Raw genomic sequence first — 19893 nt, forward strand, 5'->3', positions numbered from 1 at the left:
AAAACAAGTACTGAAACAGAGTGCTGTAATTGTTTTCTACGTTGAAAACACTCGCTTAGTGTGTGGAATTAATTTCCACCTCTAAGGCTATCGAAATGGCAGCTTTTTAGCAGGTGTTTCAGTCAGCTTATGTGATTGAGATCTGACTATTTCTTTAGAGGTAGGTAAAAAAATGCATTTTAAGTGAAATTTTCATTTTCACTTAAGAAAGTCAGCCAGTTAAAAGGACTTTTTGTTAAATTTTTGTGGCAAGGTGAGCCGGGTTTGTCACGGCGTGTTAGCCTGTTTAGGTATGTGTGGGAAGTTGTGGGAAAGTCACTCGCTGAAGTTAAAGGGATGTGTGGTAAACAAAAAAAGAGTGGAAAGCTTGGCTTTCCACTCTTGTCATGATTTAGAACAGACTTTGCTTTTTAGTCTTGCTTATGCAACTCGGCAACCTTTTCTGCACTATGGCAGGTTAGGCACGACTCGCTGTTGAGCATAGCTTCTTCGTAGCTACCCGCAACGACACCACCCATGCTTTCGATGTGTGATTTAGCCGCTTCTTTTCCTCCGCCGATCTCATAGCTTGATGAGACGTGGCATGAGGCACAAACACCCGCTTGTGGACTAGAGAAACTGGCATCGCCCTTGTTCCAACGCATTGGGGTTGAACGCGCATTTTCTAGACCGAAGTTCATATCACTATGACAAGCAGAACAGTTGGCACTGCTCACTAGAGACTGAACATCTTCGCGGCCGTGTGCCTTACCGAAAGTGCCGTGTACACGAACGATTAGGCTGTTGTAATCGCCAGCTTCGTGACACTGCGCACAAGTGTGCACGTCTGCATTGCGGTAGTGCGTATCGCCTTTGCGGGCAACCATGTCGTTGTTGTGACAGCTTGCACAGTTTTCATAGTCAACGGCGCTGGCGCGTTCAGGAGCTTGTTCACCACTTAGCGTCAAAAATGCGGTTTTTGCAGCATTAGTGCTGAGGGCACCTGAACAGTTACCTTCACTATCAAGAGCTGTCAATGTCGAGCTCTTGTTTGCAAAACAGGTGTTAAAGCTTGGAGTGATGGCAATGTTCGCCCCAGCCTTGATAGCATCAGCCAGAGATGGAAGGCCATAACCTGGGTTAGCAGCATTAACCGTTACACCGTAACTACCATCTATATTCGCGATGACTGAACCACTGGTGCGTCCGGCTAGGAAAGCATCAGGCTTTGTCGCGTCAACGGCGTTTACATAGAGACGCATGCCAGTGGTATAGTCAGCAGTTACTATCTCTTCACCCTTAGTTAAGTGCATGGTAAAGCTTAAGGTATTTGAAGCCTCATCCCAGTTGATTTGACTGTAGCTGGCATCAATTAGAGTACCCGCCTGTGATGCTGCTTCGCGGCTGTCTTGCTCATGGGCAGCGAAATGACGGAAGGCGCCGCCACGGGTGTTACCGTCGTGGCTACTGTGACAGGCGACACAGCCTACCAGCTGGGTTTCTTCTCCAACAAGCTCAGTGCGGTTACCGTAATGGTAATCACCGTGGCAAGTTTGACAGGCAACGGCATCCTTATCAGCAAACCATGCCATTGCATGAGGAGTAAGTCCTTCTGGCAGTGTCTCTTCAGTTGTGGTGTAGCTAATGTGACAGCTTTGGCAGTTGGCTGTTGAGGCTGGGAAGTTAAGCTCGGCTTTAGGCTGACCTTCGCTATCGAGCGCCGCACCATCAAACTTGTATGCAAATGCTGGGTTTTTGCTTGCGTTAGCAATAACAGTATTGAATTTTGCCAGTTCACGGCGATCACCTTCAGTGATACCTGTGTGAACCGCATGCACTAGGCCTTTGATTGAGCCATCAAAATTAAATTCAACCGTATTACCTTCTCCGTCAACACCAGAGCCGCTGTATTGGGTGTAATCGGTATGACAGAAGCCACAGCCATCGGCGGTGTTACCATAGTTGCCATGACGAATATGATCCTGGCCTACGTGACAGTTAGTACAGGTTTCCATCTCTAACACCTTCTTAGGTGAGGCGACAGACTGCTCTGTTAATGGATCCCAGTAGTAGGCTTCGACATTCTTAAGCTTGTTCTGACCCACGCCATAGGTGATCAGGTAGATACCATTGATGCGATTGGCGTCATAGCCATAATCCAGACCATTAGTGTCGATGATCTCCGGCGCAGTAACCTGATATCTTCCCTGGCCAAGATAAGCCAGACAGGTCACACCTTCCTGACAGTCACGGGTCGGGCGCCAGTTGTTAGAACCTGTCATAGGTACGCCATTTTTGCTGGCATTACGGTAAGAAAGCCAGATCTCCTCATCGCCATCGCCTCTGGCGGTGACTTCTGTACCGTCTTCTAAGCTGAAGGGAGTGAAGGCTTCGCTGCGTGTGCCCATACGACCAAAGGCGATACGTAGTGGATCGGTAAGTGTCTCTAATCCAGTAACGGCAACACCGTTAGGATTGGTTAGACTGAATTCGAAGGTTAAGGTTTTTGACGTCTCATCAAAGCTTGCCTTTTCTATTTGGGTCTGTACGGCGGTTGCACTGTTGATATCGATTGCGATTTCACCTGGTTTGCCGTCTTCACCATCTTTACCATCGCTGCCGCCACAACCGGCAAGCGCTAGGGACAAGGCCCCAACACTGAAAGCTGTTTTGACAGCGGTACTGATTGAATACCGTTTCATCATTTTTCCCCTGCATGAGAATGAGAGTGATCTCAATTTTATTTTTGGTATGAACAAGGTGAGCCAGAGTTATTGCTATTGCCTCAATGACTTGGCGACACCTTGGGCGCATATTACTCAAAAGGGGGTAGATGGAGAGCGTGCGTCTGCCCAAACGTGAAGCGGATCTATTAACAGTGTTACAAAATGATAGTTGTGTTAAAGTACAATAATTACAGTGGGTTATATTTTAGCTCGGTTTCAAAATTAAGCAATGCTGTGAAAAGTCGGCCGCTATCTTAAGTGAAGCTTAATAAGTGGGCGTTTTATTAGCTTATGTATTGATCTAAGACAAACTCATTGGTGGAGGCTGATGACCGATTGCGCTTCGTTTGGTCACAATCTGTATTTGTGGGGTTGTCTGAATGTTGTCTAAAGGTTGGTGGGGTGAAGAAAAGGAGGCTAAAGCCTCCTTTTCTGAGCTGAGGGTTAAGGGTTATGAATACCCAGTAGTTGAGTTGGTGTGTGGCAGGTTGAGCAGCTCTCTGCAGAGCGGCTGCGAACGTCATCAGCACTCATACCATCTAAGATACCGCCGTTAGTCTGGATATGGGCCGCTCCAGAGTCCTTAAGGTATTTCTGGTGACAGCTGAGGCAGGCACCAGCATCGGATGAGACCCAGATATCGACGCCTGTGGTGGTATCGCCATAGCGCCAGACGCGGTCTTTGGCTCGGCCAAGTTCAAAACCACCATCGGTATGACAGGTGAGACAGTCTGTTTTCAGTACTGTGCCCGACTGCACGCCTGCGTATTTCAGGTAATGGCCTTCGGCTTCGTGCGCCTTAAAGGCGAAGCTGGTTGGTTTACGACCGCCTGGGTAACCTTCATCTCCTCGTGTGGTTTTATCAGAGGTGTGACAAGTCTGACAGTTGTAGCCATTATTGTAGTGGTGGTTTTCCTGGTTGTGGCAAGTTTGACATTTTGCCGTATCGACAATGGCACGGCGCATGGCGGTTTGCCCGTTCTGGTCAACACCAGTACCAGACCAGACGAATTGGTAAGGTGCCTCTTTTACCGCTACCGAACGGGTGTTATCGCTACAGGCGGTCATCACCACCTCAGCTACACCATAGCCACCATTGTTGAAGCAGACCTCAATGGCCGACCAGAGTTCAAATGTCTTACCTGTGGCATCTAGTGGCATATCGAAGGTGTTAGCCACAATGGTAAAGGTCTTGCTGGTATCGTCATAGGTGCCTTGAGACAATCTGAAACGGCGGTTGCTATAGGAAGCGTCGCTATAGGCTGGATAGTCTTTATCGACATCCCAAGCGACGACCACTCGGGTTCCCAGTTCAATATAGTCTGCGCCAACTGCATTACCTGAAGCATCGGTAACTTGCACATCAAACTTCAGTTTACCATCGGCGTCTAAGCCTATGTTGCTAAAGTTAACGCCCATGGCCTGTGCTAGCGTATAAGCCTTGAGGACATCGCCATGACGCTTCTCGGCGTTACCTGTGCCTGAGTAGGTATCCGTCGCGTTATGACAGGCAACACAGTTGGTGCTGGAGTGATTTTGCGACGGTTTTTCGGTGTGACAGCCAATACAGGCAAGGTTTGACTTATCGGCCTTAAACAGCGCGGCATCGCTAGGGGCATCGTCGCCCTCGACATGGCAGGCTGCGCAATTGGCTGCCGGCTTTTGCGGGAACATCACCTTGCCATAGTCGTGCAGGCTGCCACCAAAACCCACTATCTTATAAGGCGCGGGTACATAGCCTTCAGGGGTGCTGGTGACTCTGTTCTGGCCCTTATGGATGGCATGTATCATGTGAGCAAATGCAACGCTGTTGCCACTTTCTGGATCGCCAGAGGTTGTGGTGTGGCAACTGGCGCAGTTTTCCAGATCGATACGACGACCGCCGTGGAGCGCCAGACTCTCCTCTTGGTGGCAGTTCATGCAGGTTTCTTTGCTGACCACATTGCGGGTTTGAATCCCGTCGGTAGCGCCTGTTGATGGTTGCCAGTCATGGTGAGCATTGGCGGTTGCCTGAGGCAGTTTCAGCTCCAGTGTCACCCTGTGAGTGTTGTCGCCGTTATAGGTGATCGCCAGTGGTTCGGCCACATTGGCGATATTTTGCTGAAATTTATAGGTGTAGCTACCGTCAAGATTATCCATGAAACAGTCTTCACAGCTGCTTGCGGCCTCAACGTTTGCTTGGTACTGAGGGGAGGGGTTAAGCCCTGAGGTATCCTCAGGTAAAGAGCCTGGCTGTCTTAGTCTATTGATGTAGGCTTGCCACTGGTAGCCGCGATCAAACTCCTGACCATCTATAGTTTCGACGACATTAGCGAGTTGGGCGACCCCAAAGCGTAAATCATAATCTTTGGTGAGGCCGAGTACGGCGACGCCATTGGCATTTTCCAGCTTAAAGGTCACGCTTACCTGTCCATCTTCGACCGAGGCCTCTGTAAATTCGGCCATTACGGTAGGCGTGTCATCGATATTGACACCGATAGGGCCGTCAGCGCCATCTTCACCATCCTTACCGTCACTGCCACAACCTAGCAGGAGCGCGCTGCAACTTAGGGCAATGAGGCTCCATCTATTCACCTTTCTCTTTATATCCATCATAGTGCGTTCCATTTTAATCTATCTATCAATGCTTGTTAGGATAGGCGCCAGCGATACTGGCGCCTCCACGGGTTATTTGATTGGGTGTACTTTCAGGACATCGGCTTCTGCGCCCAACCTGTGACAGGTCGCGCAGCTTTCAGTACCTGCGGTAGCATCTGACAGGGTGCCCATAAACACGGCGCCTTGCTGGATCATGTGATTCTTGTTGGTCTCGCTGCTATGACAGTCGCTACAGATTGCCGCAGTTGGGCTGGTGTAGCTACCGTCACTAATGGCCAGAGGTTTAACTCCTGGGTCGAGTGGCAGCGCTGGCGAGAGTACACCGTCATTATTGCTATGACACTGGGCACAATTGCCTATGTCACCAGGATAGTTGATGGCTTCATAACCGGCTCGCTGGCCGCTATGAATGGCGTGGATCAGGTGCTTAAAGTCGGCAGTGGTCGTCGAAGGATTCTCGCTGGCTTCGGCTACCATATTAGGGTTATGACACAGCTGACATTGGCCTTCGAGATCATTTCGCGAACCATGGAAGTTCAGTTGTTGATCCCCATGACAACTGCCACAGGTGTCATTAGTCACTACCACGCGACGTCCGCTATCACTGAGCGCCTCGCTGCTAAAGAAGCTGTGGCTGGATTTGATGACGATTTGGCTGTTGGCTTCGTTATCGCAGCTACCCAATACGCCATCGGCCGCGCAGATGCGTCCCTGTATCGCTAAGGTGCCCTTATCCATCTCGCTACCCGCTGGCACGCTAAGCCCAGTGACTTGATAGTCGAAGGCACCATTACTGCCGGCGAGAGGCGTTATTTCATGCAGACGAATCGAGCGTGCCGAACGAGTGGCATAGTCGAAGCTTGTGCCCCAGTTCGCGTAGACTCGGAGGTCTGATATAAAGTCGAGTTGGTCGGCACTGGAGGTATACCGCTCACCACTACTCGGGTTTTCAAGTGCAAGGGTAAAGGAGACGGTATCACCGCTTCGCATCGCCTTAGTGATCACTGGCTTAAATTGTGCCAGTGCCTGCTCGTTACCACCGTCATTGTGTACGCTGGCTGTCCAGTCGGCATTATGGCAGGCGACACAGTTGGCATTGTTAAGTTGAGCGGGGTGGCCTTCCCCAGCCTTAAAGTCGATATAGGTATGACAAGAGCCACAGGCCTCCATCGTTGGCACTCGAGCCCAGTTCATCTGTTCGCTCAGGCTTTCATCTTGGGCGTGACAGGTTTGGCAGTTAGCCAGCGAACCTGGGAAGCCGGTTAAATGTTTGCCGTGGATCATCTGGGTGAAGATGTTATCTGGATTGCTGACACGATCGGCATTATGACAGGTCACACAGGTCTCAATCTGGTTGTAGTTACCTCTGTGGAAGGCGAGATCGTTGTGACAGCTGTTACAGGTATCTATCTTAATCAGATTGCGGCTGTAAGCGGGATCGCTACTCGTTCCGTCTGTCTCCGCCTGCCAGTCAAAGTGCTGATTGGTAATGGGAAGGGAAGTCCCATCGGCAAGTGTATCGCCGCCCATCTTCACTACAATACGTTGAGTAGCGCCAGCCTGATAGCTTATGTCGTTCATGCCATCAAAGGCTGCACTGAAGGTGTAGCTGTAGTTACCATTTTTATGGTCGACATAGCTCCCTGGGCAGCTGGCATTGCAGTTCTCAGAGGTAAAATATTGCCACTGTGAGCTGTTACCCGCATTGGTATAGCCTTGAGGTAACAGCTGGGCGGCAATAAAGGTGGCAGTGGGCACCCCCACCACAGGCTCATCGTTTTGGTTGGTGACACGATAGTTGACCGTGGCGACGCCTCCCTCCATATCAACCTGATCGAAGGTGATATGGAGATCATCTATCACCATGGCTGGTGGGCCGCCGGGTTCACCTGGGTTGCCGGGTTTACCATCATCGCCACCACAGGCTGATAATAGGGTCATTAGCCCGAAGAGGGCTACATAACAAATGGGGTTGTTCATCTTCATCATCGCTTCCTTGGCATACGGGGTGGTACCTGAGTTACAGACGGTAACTCAGGGTCACTCCAAAGTAGTGGGCGCTGTAATCGTGGCTTAAGTCACCGAAACTCAACACGTTGGGGATGCTGTCTGGCATGAGCTGGTCATTGGCCCAGTCAGCATCTTGGTACTGCTCGAAGATCCAATCGAACCTCAGACCTAAGCCATTGCTCAGGCTAAAGTCTGCGAAGGCATTGATGTTATGTTTGGTGGCGTAATAGTCGCCATAGGGATTGTGTAGCCCTTGGCTCACTTCGGTGTCGCTCTGACCATCACTGAAGCTATAGTCAAGTCCTATCCTAAGGCGTTTTTCAAGCAGGTTGCTATAGTCAATGCCTGCCCCTATGAGGGTGGCCTCGTCCTCAGTGTTTGCAAACCAATTGGCTCCGGCGTAGTTATTGCTGCCAGCCTGATCGCTGTCGCGCCAGTCCTGGTTGACAAAGGCGTTGAAGTTTAGGTTTTCACTGATAGCGTATTGCGCTGACAGATCATAGCCTTGGCTGTCTACCTGTGTCAGGCCTATCTGGGTGTCAGTATAATCATCTTGGCGGGTATGCAAATTTAATGTGACATTATAGGCTCCGCCGTTGTAGCTGGCATAAAGTCCATAACCTTGGTGCTCGCGATCGGCGAGGTAGCTGCGTCTCAGCAGAGGGTTATTGGGCCTGTTGCTGGCGGTCATGCCATGATATTCACTGCCGTTGCGATCGCGATATTCGGCCTTTAACCAAGCTTGCCAATGGGGAGAAAGCCTGTAGTGGAGCTTGGCTTCAATATCGGACTCCTGCAGAGTGTCTCTATCAAGGCCGTTGTAATTGTTGTGTTCATATTGATATTGCAGGTCAAGATAGAGGCTGCGGGTGAATCTGTACTTGGCGCCTAGATTGGCCTGCTGACGTGTGCGGTCGTAGTCTGGATTGAGCCGATCGCCACTGTAGTAGCTGTCGGTGACAATTTGTGGATAGCTGAAGATTGGCGTCTTGTTGTCACGGTCTCGATAATCATACCCCGCTCTGAGGCTAAAGGCTGGTGTCAGCCTGCCGTGATACTTTAGTTTCATCTCTATCAGATCTACTTGGCCTGCTAGGTCCGTCGCTGGTAACGTAGGCGAGGGGCCATTGATGGTGGCAGGTAAGAACGCCTGATCTTGTGTCATACGAGTAAAGCCCAGATGCATAATGACCTGTTGGCCCTCAGCGGAAAATTGGCTATGACCAGCGACGCGATAAGCTTTGTTGTCAGGAGCCACGGCATTTTGGCCATAATAGGCGGCACCGAAGGTGGGGCTGAAGGCCGATTGCCAGTGCAGAGCACTCAAGTCGTTTTGATATTGGCTGACTTCGGCGTCTATGCCCGTGAGCCAGTGATCGCCACGAAAGTAGAGTTTGGCATTGACGCGATCGTTTTTATCTTCGATACGCTCGGCCAATAAGGTGCTATTGGTAAGCAGATTAACACTGGCGCGGCGATTGCCCTGACGCTCTTCATGTTGATAGCCAAGAGCAACTTCATAGAAGTCACCTGTATAGTTAGCATCGATACGATAGCGGTCCCGGGTGATCTTAAGCTCTGCAGGGCTGAGGCTGGATGACAGGCTTGTCATCTGATCTGTGGTTGCAGCGCTTTGCCACTCACTAGGCAATTGCCATGTCTGGCCATCGCGGCGGTAAGGGGTTAGGGCGCTATTATTGTCGTAACGGGCAAAGCCTCGATAGGCTGCTTGTATTTCATATTGGCCTTTGCGCCCCGTGGTTAAAGAGGCTGAGCCGGCATCATAGCCTAAACGATTGGCTTCGAAGCGAGTTTGATAGCTCGAATCTGTCTTGTGAGCAAGATCCGCTTCAAGGCTTGCTACGGCGCCATCTTGGTCTGTCCCTGTTGTATTGCCGAAACGGCTATCACCGCCATCATTGTAGGCAATTCCTGCCCCTATCATTCCCGTTGTACCCTTAGGGACTTCACAACGTTTACATTCCCAGGCATCAAGTTTGACTTTGTCACGGTTGGCCGAGGCAAGCCCATATCCTTGTGCGCCGGCATAGCTGCTGATCACAGCTAAGGCCAACAGGCTTAAACGCCATGGGAGTCTTTGAGATCCATCTTGTTTAATCATCGCTATGCTCCCTCATTAACGTTGCAGAAGTTTGCCAGACGGGTGGTTAGAACCATGTACCTGGCCATGACAGTTCATGCAGCTTTGTCCCGCATTAAAGGCGTTTGGACTGTTGGCAAATACGGGATTAGCCGCATGGCCATCGCTGGCATGACACTGTTGACAAAGTTGCGGCGGCTTGGCGATTAACATCGCCTCGTTGACTGCGCCGTGGGGGTTATGACAGTTAGCGCAGTTATCGCTCACCGGTGCGTGCTCCCATAGCTTAGGACCACGTTTTTCGGTGTGGCAGGCATAACAGTTCTCGTTAACGCTCATCTGTTTTAAGCCTGCATCACCCAATCCACCATGGGGATTGTGGCAGTCGCTACAGACCATCTGCTGCCATTTGAGTGGGTGGCTGCTGCGCTTGTGTAAGTCGGCCTTCTGTTGGGTATGACAGCTGGTGCAGACGGCAACTTCCTGGGCCTTATCGCTAATAGGGTCATGACCTATATGTACCTGATGACAATCACTACAGGCCACATCGGCGTTATCATGATGGTTACCGTTCCAAGCCATACGCTTGTCGTCGTTATGGCAACTCATACAGACGCTATTTTGTTTTGCAGCGGGCACAGGAGATTGGGTACCAAAGGTAATCATGGGCTCTTTGCCGCCACGGTTATGTTTGCCCATAGGGCCGTGACAGGCTTCACATTGGAGATCTGCCATGGGAGAGCCTTTTACTTGAGGATCGCCATGTACGCCATCGAAAAGGGCCATTACCTCTTGGCTTTTTCTGTGGCACATAAGGCAGCTATCGGCGCCTTTGGGAGAGTATTGTCCCTCGGCAAACTTAGTGTCGAGGATTTGCTCAACCTCTTCGGCGGGCATTTTGTCCCAAGGGGTTGCCTGAATCGACACACTGAGGAGTGGGTATAGTACGATTAGAGCCGCTAGCTTGAACGCAAGCAGCCAGTTAGATTCCTTTTTCATCATCATCCATCCAAGCACAGAAAAGTTTTTAGTTGTTATCTTTAAAGATTGCTAATTTACCAATTCTAAATAATAGGTGTGATTTGTGACGAATGTGTAACTTTTGTATCGATAATTGTTCTGTAAAAGTGATGTTTTAGAACGAATTGGCATTATATGTGATCTTGATCACGTTGTTGGAGTGAGGTAGGGACGTAGAATGCCCTTGTTGGTGAAAATGATTCTCATTTAATTATCTCGTTTTCTCATTGAGATATCTGTCACATAATATAAAATACAATTGAAAATTATTATCGTTTCCAATCATAAATATTGATCTAGATAAAGTTATTGGAAGCCTTGCTCCGTTAGAATCTGGTGTAGTTCAGATTTATCGAGACCTGAAAAGGTAGAGTTGCAATATGAAATTAAGCGAATTAAAGCCTGGCGACAGTGCAGTGATCTCCGAGGTTGGCCAAATTAGCCTGCCTGCGGTGGTGAAACGCAAGCTTTTATCTATGGGGATCACCCCCAACACCTCTTTGACATTATTACGACGTGCCCCACTTGGCTCGGGATTAGAGTTGGCCATTCGTGGCAGTAAGTTATGCATGCGTAAGGACTTGGCAGAGGTAATAGAGGTGGAGCTGGCTCATGGCTAAACAATTTCATTGTGTGACTGTTGGCAACCCAAATGCGGGTAAATCAACACTATTTAATGCCCTAACCGGAGCTAACCAACAGGTGGGTAACTGGTCAGGGGTGACGGTTGAGAAAAAGACTGGCCAATTTACGTTAAATGACACTGAGGTGTTGTTGACGGATCTTCCCGGTATTTACGATCTCTTGCCAGCAGGCAGCAGCTGCGATTGCTCTCTCGATGAGCAAATTGCCCAGCAGTATCTGGCTGAGGCGCAGATGGATGGCATCATCAACTTAGTGGATGCGACCAACATTGAGCGTCACCTATACCTGACGGTGCAGCTGCGTGAACTTGGTATCCCTATGGTGGTGGTGATCAACAAGATAGATGCAGCTAAGGCTCAGGGGATCGAGGTCGATGTTACCAAGATGACCAAAGAGTTAGGCTGTCCGGTGATCGCCGTCTGTTCTCGTGATGTCAATGATATTAAGCAGGTTCAGGCCCAGGTGGTGGATCTGCTAGACGGCAAGGTCTCAGAGGCGCCATTGGTACTGGATTACGATGTTGAGATTGAGGCGGGAATTAAAGCGCTGTTTGAGCGAGACAGCCAACTGAGTCGTGGCCGAGCCTTGGCAATGATGGGCAATGGCTTAGGCTGTGGTCAGTGTAAAAATGGCCAGATGCTTTCAGAGGTTTCTCAGTGCTCTGAGAAACTTGCGGCTCAGGGCAAAGATATCGAGATCATGGTAGCGACTACTCGTTTTGATTTCGTGCAGAAAGTATTTAACGAGTCGGTAAAAGCCGCCGATGTACAAACCATCAGTGATCGCTTAGACAAGCTGGTATTGCATCCGATAGCCGGGGTCCCAGTATTTCTGTTCGTGATGTATCTGATGTTCATGTTCAGTATTAATGTGGGCAGTGCTTTCATCGACTTCTTCGATATCACGGCCGGTGCCTTGTTTGTTGACCATCTCGGCGCCTTTATGAGTAACGTGGGCGTGCCTGCTTGGTTAGTCACTATTGTTGCTGGTGGCGTGGGACAAGGTATTCAAACCGTTGCGACCTTTATTCCGGTGATCGCCGCGCTCTTTTTGGCACTGTCTGTCTTAGAAGGCTCGGGTTATATGGCTCGCGCAGCTTTTGTGGTGGACGGATTGATGCGTCGCATCGGTTTGCCGGGTAAGGCGTTTGTGCCTATGATTGTCGGCTTTGGTTGTTCAGTGCCTGCAATTATGGCGACCCGTACCTTAGGCAGTGAGCGTGAGCGTATCGTGACGGGTATGATGGCACCCTTTATGTCTTGTGGTGCACGTCTGCCTGTTTACGCCCTATTTGCAGCGGCCTTCTTCCCTGAATCGGGCCAGAACCTAGTGTTTTTGCTTTATATCATAGGTGTATTCGCGGCTATCGGTACAGGCTTACTGCTAAGGTCGACCTTACTACCCGGCAGCAGCAGCGCCGTAGTGATGGAACTGCCTAACTATGAAAAGCCTAAGTTTAAGGCGGTGATGGCCAGAACCGGTAAGCGCACCAAGAGCTTTATTCTAGGAGCGGGTAAAACCATTGTGATTGTGGTTACTCTGCTTCACTTTGTTAACTCTATCGGTGTCGATGGCAGCTTCGGACATGAAGACAGCTCTGAATCTGTGCTGAGTGTGGCGAGTCAAAAGGTGACTCCTTTCTTCTCACCAATGGGGATAGAGAAAGACAACTGGCCAGCCACAGTCGGTATCATCACTGGTATCTTTGCTAAAGAGGCGGTAGTTGGCACCTTAAATAGTCTCTATTCCACTTCGGGTGGTGACGAGGAGGCTTTAGCACCATTTTCTGAAAGCTTTAGTGAAGCCTTAGCAACGATTCCTGAGAACTTGTTTGGTATCGCGCCAGAAGATCCGCTATCTATGTCAGTAGGGGATATCGAGAGTATTGAAACTGCCTCAAGCGAGCTGGATGTAGATACCTCGACCTTCAGTGCGCTGCAGAGTGGCTTTACAGGTATTACAGCGGCATTTGCGTACTTGCTCTTCATCTTGCTTTATACGCCATGTGTGGCCGCAATGGGGGCGTTAGTGGGCGAATTTGGCTCTCGCTGGGCGACCTTTGCAGCGACTTGGACATTCGCACTGGCCTATGGCACAGCAACCGTCTTCTATCAGGTGATGACCTTTGCGGCTCACCCATTGCAATCGGGTCTCTGGATAGCCTTCTTTGTGGTGGCCTTGGTGGTCTTTTACCTCTGGCTTAAGCGCAAAGGGCAGCGCGCCCAGACGATCATTCCTGTTATCAATGTGGTAACTGAATAGACAATCGACCCGCGTTAAGTCAGTCGTTAAAAACAGAAAAGCAGCGATTTATCGCTGCTTTTCTGTTTTTGCGCTAAATGATGTCAGTTTTTGCTATTTGGCCGTTGTAACGAAGCGAGATCTGTAGGAATATGCAGGTTTTCCCCAATTAATGTCGAGCGGCGATTGTGCGGCCGATGATTAGAGTTCGCAAAGAGGATTTCCATGAGTCATGTGGACACCGAAGTACGTCCTAGTAACTTCATTCGTAACATCATAGATGAAGATTTAGAAAGCGGTAAGCACACGAGTGTACACACGCGTTTTCCGCCTGAACCAAACGGTTATCTTCATATTGGTCATGCTAAGTCGATCTGCTTGAATTTCGGTTTAGCTAAGGACTATAAGGGGCTATGTAACTTACGTTTTGATGATACCAACCCTGAGAAAGAGGATATCGATTACGTTAACTCTATTCAGGCCGACGTCAAGTGGTTAGGTTTCCAGTGGGATGGTGAAATCCGTTACTCGTCAAACTACTTTGATCAGTTACATCAGTACGCGATTGAGTTGATCAATAAGGGCTTGGCTTATGTATGCTTCCTTAACGGTGAGCAGACCCGTGAATATCGCGGTACCTTAAAAGAGCCGGGTAAGAACAGCCCTTATCGTGACACCTCGGTGGAAGAAAACCTTGAGCTGTTTGCGAAGATGCGTAAGGGCGAATTCAAAGAGGGTGAGTGCGCCCTGCGAGCCAAAATCGATATGGCATCGCCTTTTATGTGCATGCGCGATCCTGTGATCTATCGTATCCGTTTTGCTCACCATCATCAGACAGGTGACAAGTGGTGTATCTACCCTATGTACGATTTCACTCACTGCATCTCTGACGCGATTGAAAATATTACCCATTCGCTCTGTACTCTGGAGTTCCAAGATAACCGTCGCCTATATGACTGGGTATTGGATAACCTGGATGATTTCCAGGCGCCAAACCGCACTCGTCAGTATGAGTTTTCGCGCCTGAATCTGGAATACACCTTGATGTCTAAGCGTAAGCTTAACGATCTTGTGGTTCGCGGTTTAGTGTCAGGTTGGGACGACCCGCGTATGCCGACCATTGCAGGTCTACGCCGCCGTGGTTATACGCCAGCGTCTATTCGCGAGTTTTGTCGTCGTATCGGCGTGACCAAGCAAGACAACATGGTCGAAGTGGGTATGCTAGATGCGTGTATCCGTGAGGAGCTTAACGAGCACGCGCCGCGTGCCATGGCTGTGATCAATCCGGTAAAGGTGATCATCGAAAACTATCCTGAAGGCCAGGTTGAAAAGCTATCTGCACCAGCGCACCCAACTATAGAGACTATGGGGCAGCGTGAGCTGGTCTTTGGTCGTGAGCTTTATATCGATGCCGACGATTTCCGTGAAGAGGCCAACAAGAAATACAAGCGTCTTATTCAGGGCAAGGAAGTGCGTCTGCGTAATGCCTACGTGATTAAGGCTGAGCGCTGCGACAAAGATGAAGCGGGCAATGTGACCACCATCTATTGTACCTATGATGATCAAACCCTAGGTAAGAACCCGGCTGATGGTCGTAAGGTGAAAGGGGTGATCCATTGGGTTGAGGCTTCTAGCTGTGTTCCTGCTGAGTTCCGTCTGTATGACCGACTGTTTAATCAGGCAAATCCAGCTGCGGCCGAGACGGTTGATGAGGTGCTTAACCCTGAATCTCTCGTGGTCAGACATGGCTTTGTAGAGCCTGGTTTGGTGAAGGCCGAAGCCGAAAAGGCTTACCAGTTCGAACGAGAAGGCTACTTCTGCGCCGACAACAAAGACTCATCACCTGAGCATCTGGTCTTTAACCTGACAGTTGCGCTGCGAGACTCTTCTAACTAAGTCTTAGGCTCAGTTTTAGTTGGGTGCTAGCTTGATGTTAACTTAGCACCCACTCGATATTAAAAAAGGCTTTAGGATCACCCTAAAGCCTTTTTTGTATTTAGCGTTAGCCTATCGTTGCTATTGATATATAGGGCCTAATCCGTAGCTCCAAAGGATCACACTCGAGGCCATTAAGGCAACCAGCAATACTAAACCGGCCGTAACGACCGAGCTGGCGTAGATAAAGCCTTTCTCTTCAGGGATGTTCATGATGATGGGAACCCCCGTGTAGAGCAGATAGACAGAGTAACTTAGGCCAACTAACCCAACAATCATCACAAACCACAGAGCGGGGTAGAGTGCTGCCAGACCCACCATAAATAGCGGAGTGGCTGTATAGGCGGCTAGCTCAATGGCTTGGGTATAGGTTGGGTGTGCATCAAAGGTCTTTGCCATCCAAAAGGCTAGGTAGGCTAAGGCAAATACCCCAGCGATTAGACCGAAATACATACTGACTGACATCATCAAGGCGCTTTGCTTGGTGAGGAAGAGTGGATCGGATACCCCGAGGTTCCAGCCTATCATTGTCGATGCAACATAGGTGCAAACAGCCGGTATAAGGGCAATTAACAGGACATGACTGAGACTGCTTTTGAGCGCTTCGTGATTTTGTTCAATTGTGTGCCACTCTTCTTTTGGATGAGTGTATAACCCCATTAAGTGATTCAATATCATTATAGTTATCCTTGTTCAGCTTTCATTACTGTGCTCGCCAAACTTCAGACGAACCCTAAATGCCTGTCGGTCTGCTACCAATAGACCTTAGGCTCCCAAACAGCCGCTTCAATGTGGCTGACATAGTTTATTTATTGAACATAAACTTAGACTAGTCAAGCTAACTTTCATCTGTTAGGCAGATAGGCGTGCCCAAGGATTGATTTTATGAGTAAAATAGGCGCCGTTTGTTTGTTAACCTTCAGAGTGTGTAATGCAAGCCTTATTAGCGCCGATCAAGCAGTTTTTACAATGTGAAACCCCGGATGAGTGGATCGCCGTCGCCAGCCGACCGGAGCAGTTGTCGGCGTTATTAATCGATCATTGTAATTGCGAGCTAAAGGCGGCGCAGACCGCGATGTTTCTTATTCGCAAATATGCGGTAGATAAAGATAGCGGTGAGCAGTTGCTGCAGTGGGCTAAACCCTATGAAGACTTTGTCTATAACAAACAGCGAGATATCGATGTTTTTCTTGCTCGCGACGTTAAGAAGAATGAATTAGTTGGTGAGCTTAGGCCAAAGGACGGTGTCGCCTACGGCGCGGATCTCATTGCCAAGATGGTACGCCTGATTAAAGAGGAGTTTCATCATTTTGAGCAGGTGCTTGAGATCATGCAGGCTAGAGGCATTCCTTATCAAAACCTTACAGCCGGTCGCTATGCTAAAGGTATGATGCGTGCGGTGCGCACCCATGAGCCGGCGACGCTGGTGGATAAGTTGATCGTGGGCGCCTTTATCGAGGCGCGCTCCTGTGAGCGTTTTGCTAAGTTAGCGCCTTATCTTGACGAAGGGCTGCGCAAGTTTTATGTCTCGCTGCTACGCTCTGAAGCCCGTCATTATCAAGATTATCTGGTGTTAGCCCAGGCGATATCATCTGATAATATTGAGCAGCGTGTCGCCGAGTTTGCAGCTCTTGAGGCGGAGCTTATCAGCGCCCCAGACAGCGAGTTTAAGTTTCACTCTGGCAGGCCTTGTTAATCGCTAGCTGTTTAACCGGTTGAGCAACAAAGGTTAGTTGTCGGCGAATGGCAGACGTTGCAGCACCAGCTGCTCGGCACTGACCTTTAGCACACTTCCTTGCTCGTACCAGTCACCGACGACTATGCGTTGGCGATTATTGGTGAGCTGGTGGATGTTGGGTCTGTGGGTGTGACCGTGGATCATTCGCTTAGTGTCAGTCTGCTGCATTAACTGCTCGACCGCACTCTGCTCGACATCCATGATGCTGTAGCTTTTTAATTGATTACTCTGCTTACTCTTATGGCGCAGCTTATGGGCAATGGCTGTACGCTGGGATTTGGGCAGATGATTGTAAATAAACTTGGCCCAGCCGAAATTTCTAAATCGACGAAATCGTTGGTAGGCTTTATCTAAGGTGCATAGGCTGTCACCATGGAGAATAACACTGGGTATGCCGTAAAGGTCTATACAATAGACTTCGGGTAACAGGGTCATTCCAGCGAGTTTTGCATAACGTTTACCGAGCAAGAAATCGCGATTGCCATGGACGAAATAGATAGGTGTGTGCGCCGAGAAGGCTTTTAAACGCTCGGCGAGCTCGAGAGCGAAAGGCTCTGCAATGTCGTCTCCCACCCAGACCTCAAATAGATCGCCCAGAATATAGAGGGCATCACAATGGCTGGCGTCTTGACTGAGAAAACGGTTGAATGCGGCGAGAATATCGGGGCGATCGGCACTAAGATGCAGATCGCCCACAAACAGGGTGTAATTCAAGAATTGTCTGCCCTGTGCTTACTCAGCAACGGTCACGCTTTCGATAACAACAGCTTCTAGCGGTACATCTTGATGCATGCCGCGATTGCCCGTAGCCACTGCCTTGATCTGGTTAACCACATCCATGCCTTCAACCACTTTACCGAACACACAGTAACCCCAGCCTTGTACTGACTCAGATTTAAAGTCGAGGAAGGTGTTGTCGTTGATGTTGATGAAGAACTGTGCCGTGGCCGAGTGAGGATCTGAAGTACGTGCCATGGCAATGGTGCCTACAACATTAGATAGACCATTGTTGGCTTCGTTTTCAATGGCTTCGTTACAACGCTTTTGCGACATATCTTCGGTAAATCCGCCGCCTTGGATCATGAAACCATCGATTACGCGGTGAAAAATGGTGCCGTCATAGAAACCGTCTTTAGCGTACTTAATGAAGTTAGCTGCGGTTACAGGGGCTTTTTCGGCATCAAGTTCAATTTTGATAACACCGTGGTTGGTTTGCATTGTGATCATATGACTGTATCTCATCATGGTTACTTATTCAGATAGCGCCCGATTCTAGCCTATTAACCATGATGCATAAAGGGATGGCACGACTTTTATCATCTTTCCCTGATCCCAGCGCCTGAATATTTACCTCTTGTTAGCTGTAGAATGTGCGGCGTAACAAAAAACGCTTTAGATTCACGCTATCACGCTGGAAGACCCTGTTTTCAGGTGGTAGACTGAGCGACCCAATTGTAGTCAATAATTTGTAGAGAAAATCGATGTTGAAGCTATACAACAGTCTTACCCGCCAAAAAGAGGAATTTAAGCCATTACAGCCAGGTAAAGTCGGCATGTATGTCTGCGGGGTCACCATATATGATTTGTGTCATATTGGTCATGGACGTACGTTTGTTGCTTTCGACATGATCGTCAGATACCTGAGGTATAAAGGTTACGATGTGAACTTTCAGCGTAACATTACCGATGTCGACGATAAGATCATTAAGCGCGCCGCAGAGAATAACGAGAGCTGCGATGCACTGACTGAGCGATTAACCCAAGAGATGTATCGTGATTTCGATGCGCTCAACATGAAGCGTCCTGACTTCGAGCCGCGTGCGACTCAGCATATGCCTGAGATCATTGAGATGGTTGAACGTCTAATTGAGCGCGATCATGCCTATATTGCCGACAATGGCGATGTGCTTTTCAGTGTGGCTTCATTCCCTGAGTATGGTCGTCTATCAGGGCAGAACCTAGATCAGCTGCAGGCGGGTGCCCGCGTTGAAGTCGATGAAAACAAACGTGATCCTATGGATTTCGTGCTTTGGAAGATGTCTAAACCAGGTGAGCCAACATGGGATTCACCTTGGGGACCGGGTCGCCCTGGTTGGCATATCGAATGTTCAGCAATGAACAGTAAGCATTTGGGTGAGCATTTTGATATCCATGGCGGCGGTTCGGATCTGCAGTTTCCGCACCATGAAAATGAGATAGCACAGTCATGCTGCGCCCATGATACGCCTTATGTGAATTATTGGATGCACACCGGCATGGTGATGGTGGATAAGGAGAAGATGTCGAAGTCACTGAACAACTTCTTCACCATTCGTGATGTGCTTGCGCATTATGATGCCTCGACTGTGCGTTACTTTTTGCTGTCGGGTCACTATCGCAGTCAATTGAACTATTCAGAAGATAACCTTAAGCAGGCTAAGGCGGCGCTTGAGCGACTCTATACGGCGTTAAAAGGCTTGGAACTTAGCGTCGAGGCGGCGCCAGCGACCGAGTATGTGGCTAAGTTCACTGCGGCCATGGACGATGACTTTAATACTCCTGAGGCCTACTCTGTGCTGTTTGATATGGCGCGCGAGATCAACCGCCTTAAGGTGGACGATTTGGCTGCAGCTTCTGCTCTGGGTGTAAGCCTTAAGCAGCTAGGTGATGTGCTAGGCATTTTAGATCAAGATGTGGATGCCTTCTTTAAAGGTCAGGGCAGTGACGATGAGGTTGCTCAAATTGAAGCCCTAATCGCCGAGCGTAACCGTGCCCGCGCTGAAAAAGATTGGCCTGCGGCAGATGTGGCCCGTGATGGTCTGAATGCTCTTGGGGTGATCTTAGAAGATGGCCCAGAAGGCACAACATGGCGTAAAAAATAAGCTATCGGTTAGCCAGTGAGATTGCTTTAGCTGTCTTGT

At 49.3% G+C, this 19893-nt stretch carries 13 protein-coding genes; 5 read left to right on the forward strand and 8 right to left on the reverse strand.

Annotated elements, in window-relative coordinates; translation table 11 throughout:
• Positions 1 to 410 precede the first annotated feature (410 nt).
• From L2712_RS10880 to L2712_RS10900, 5 genes are all read right to left on the reverse strand, one after another.
• The gene (locus L2712_RS10880) at positions 411 to 2681 is read right to left on the reverse strand and encodes a multiheme c-type cytochrome (RefSeq protein WP_248977801.1); all 2271 of its coding nucleotides are present in this window, start codon (positions 2679 to 2681) and stop codon (positions 411 to 413) included.
• Positions 2682 to 3149: 468 nt separating this feature from the next.
• On the reverse strand, positions 3150 to 5297 hold the full coding sequence (locus tag L2712_RS10885; RefSeq protein ID WP_052125458.1) for an OmcA/MtrC family decaheme c-type cytochrome: 2148 nt from the start codon (positions 5295 to 5297) through the stop codon (positions 3150 to 3152).
• A gap of 75 nt (positions 5298 to 5372) precedes the next feature.
• Positions 5373 to 7292, reverse strand: coding sequence for an OmcA/MtrC family decaheme c-type cytochrome (locus L2712_RS10890; RefSeq protein ID WP_248977802.1), 1920 nt, complete (start codon positions 7290 to 7292; stop codon positions 5373 to 5375).
• Between the two features lie 31 nt (positions 7293 to 7323).
• Positions 7324 to 9435, reverse strand: coding sequence for an MtrB/PioB family decaheme-associated outer membrane protein (locus L2712_RS10895; protein ID WP_033537654.1), 2112 nt, complete (start codon positions 9433 to 9435; stop codon positions 7324 to 7326).
• A 15-nt stretch (positions 9436 to 9450) separates the two neighbouring features.
• Positions 9451 to 10413, reverse strand: a complete 963-nt coding sequence (locus L2712_RS10900; RefSeq protein WP_428848617.1) for a DmsE family decaheme c-type cytochrome — start codon at positions 10411 to 10413, stop codon at positions 9451 to 9453.
• A gap of 401 nt (positions 10414 to 10814) precedes the next feature.
• On the opposite strand from L2712_RS10900, the gene L2712_RS10905 reads away from it, so the two are divergent.
• From L2712_RS10905 to glnS, 3 genes are all read left to right on the forward strand, one after another.
• Positions 10815 to 11054: a FeoA family protein gene (locus L2712_RS10905; protein ID WP_011866315.1), complete on the forward strand. Its 240-nt coding sequence runs from the start codon at positions 10815 to 10817 to the stop codon at positions 11052 to 11054.
• On the forward strand, positions 11047 to 13341 hold the full coding sequence (gene feoB, locus L2712_RS10910; RefSeq protein ID WP_033537655.1) for a Fe(2+) transporter permease subunit FeoB: 2295 nt from the start codon (positions 11047 to 11049) through the stop codon (positions 13339 to 13341). The genes L2712_RS10905 and feoB overlap by 8 nt, the downstream gene beginning before the upstream one ends.
• Before the next feature lie 204 nt (positions 13342 to 13545).
• Complete coding sequence (glnS, locus tag L2712_RS10915; RefSeq protein ID WP_248977804.1) at positions 13546 to 15216, forward strand: glutamine--tRNA ligase; 1671 nt, start codon at positions 13546 to 13548, stop codon at positions 15214 to 15216.
• A gap of 120 nt (positions 15217 to 15336) precedes the next feature.
• On the opposite strand, the gene L2712_RS10920 is transcribed toward glnS, so the two are convergent.
• A complete protein-coding gene (locus L2712_RS10920; protein ID WP_248977805.1) occupies positions 15337 to 15933 on the reverse strand; it encodes a Yip1 family protein in 597 nt (198 codons plus the stop codon).
• A 253-nt stretch (positions 15934 to 16186) separates the two neighbouring features.
• Here L2712_RS10920 and miaE point away from each other — a divergent pair, with 253 nt between their 5' ends.
• Positions 16187 to 16951, forward strand: a complete 765-nt coding sequence (gene miaE / locus L2712_RS10925) for a tRNA isopentenyl-2-thiomethyl-A-37 hydroxylase MiaE (protein WP_248977806.1) — start codon at positions 16187 to 16189, stop codon at positions 16949 to 16951.
• Between the two features lie 33 nt (positions 16952 to 16984).
• On the opposite strand, the gene L2712_RS10930 is transcribed toward miaE, so the two are convergent.
• Positions 16985 to 17707, reverse strand: coding sequence for a UDP-2,3-diacylglucosamine diphosphatase (locus L2712_RS10930; RefSeq protein WP_248977807.1), 723 nt, complete (start codon positions 17705 to 17707; stop codon positions 16985 to 16987).
• 18 nt (positions 17708 to 17725) lie between these two features.
• On the reverse strand, positions 17726 to 18220 hold the full coding sequence (locus L2712_RS10935; RefSeq protein ID WP_033537660.1) for a peptidylprolyl isomerase: 495 nt from the start codon (positions 18218 to 18220) through the stop codon (positions 17726 to 17728).
• A 254-nt stretch (positions 18221 to 18474) separates the two neighbouring features.
• Here L2712_RS10935 and cysS point away from each other — a divergent pair, with 254 nt between their 5' ends.
• Positions 18475 to 19854, forward strand: coding sequence for a cysteine--tRNA ligase (gene cysS / locus L2712_RS10940; protein ID WP_033537661.1), 1380 nt, complete (start codon positions 18475 to 18477; stop codon positions 19852 to 19854).
• Positions 19855 to 19893: the final 39 nt, after the last annotated feature.

The sequence above is a fragment of the Shewanella marisflavi genome (assembly GCF_023283925.1).
Lineage (GTDB): Bacteria > Pseudomonadota > Gammaproteobacteria > Enterobacterales > Shewanellaceae > Shewanella > Shewanella marisflavi.

Coding starts and splice junctions, on each gene's coding strand:
- L2712_RS10880 (WP_248977801.1), bottom strand. CDS start 2,681: ATGAAACGGTATTCAATCAGTACCGCTGTCAAAACAGCTTTCAGTGTT.
- L2712_RS10885 (WP_052125458.1), bottom strand. CDS start 5,297: ATGGATATAAAGAGAAAGGTGAATAGATGGAGCCTCATTGCCCTAAGT.
- L2712_RS10890 (WP_248977802.1), bottom strand. CDS start 7,292: ATGATGAAGATGAACAACCCCATTTGTTATGTAGCCCTCTTCGGGCTA.
- L2712_RS10895 (WP_033537654.1), bottom strand. CDS start 9,435: ATGATTAAACAAGATGGATCTCAAAGACTCCCATGGCGTTTAAGCCTG.
- L2712_RS10900 (WP_428848617.1), bottom strand. CDS start 10,413: ATGAAAAAGGAATCTAACTGGCTGCTTGCGTTCAAGCTAGCGGCTCTA.
- L2712_RS10905 (WP_011866315.1), top strand. CDS start 10,815: ATGAAATTAAGCGAATTAAAGCCTGGCGACAGTGCAGTGATCTCCGAG.
- feoB (WP_033537655.1), top strand. CDS start 11,047: ATGGCTAAACAATTTCATTGTGTGACTGTTGGCAACCCAAATGCGGGT.
- glnS (WP_248977804.1), top strand. CDS start 13,546: ATGAGTCATGTGGACACCGAAGTACGTCCTAGTAACTTCATTCGTAAC.
- L2712_RS10920 (WP_248977805.1), bottom strand. CDS start 15,933: ATGATATTGAATCACTTAATGGGGTTATACACTCATCCAAAAGAAGAG.
- miaE (WP_248977806.1), top strand. CDS start 16,187: ATGCAAGCCTTATTAGCGCCGATCAAGCAGTTTTTACAATGTGAAACC.
- L2712_RS10935 (WP_033537660.1), bottom strand. CDS start 18,220: ATGATCACAATGCAAACCAACCACGGTGTTATCAAAATTGAACTTGAT.
- cysS (WP_033537661.1), top strand. CDS start 18,475: ATGTTGAAGCTATACAACAGTCTTACCCGCCAAAAAGAGGAATTTAAG.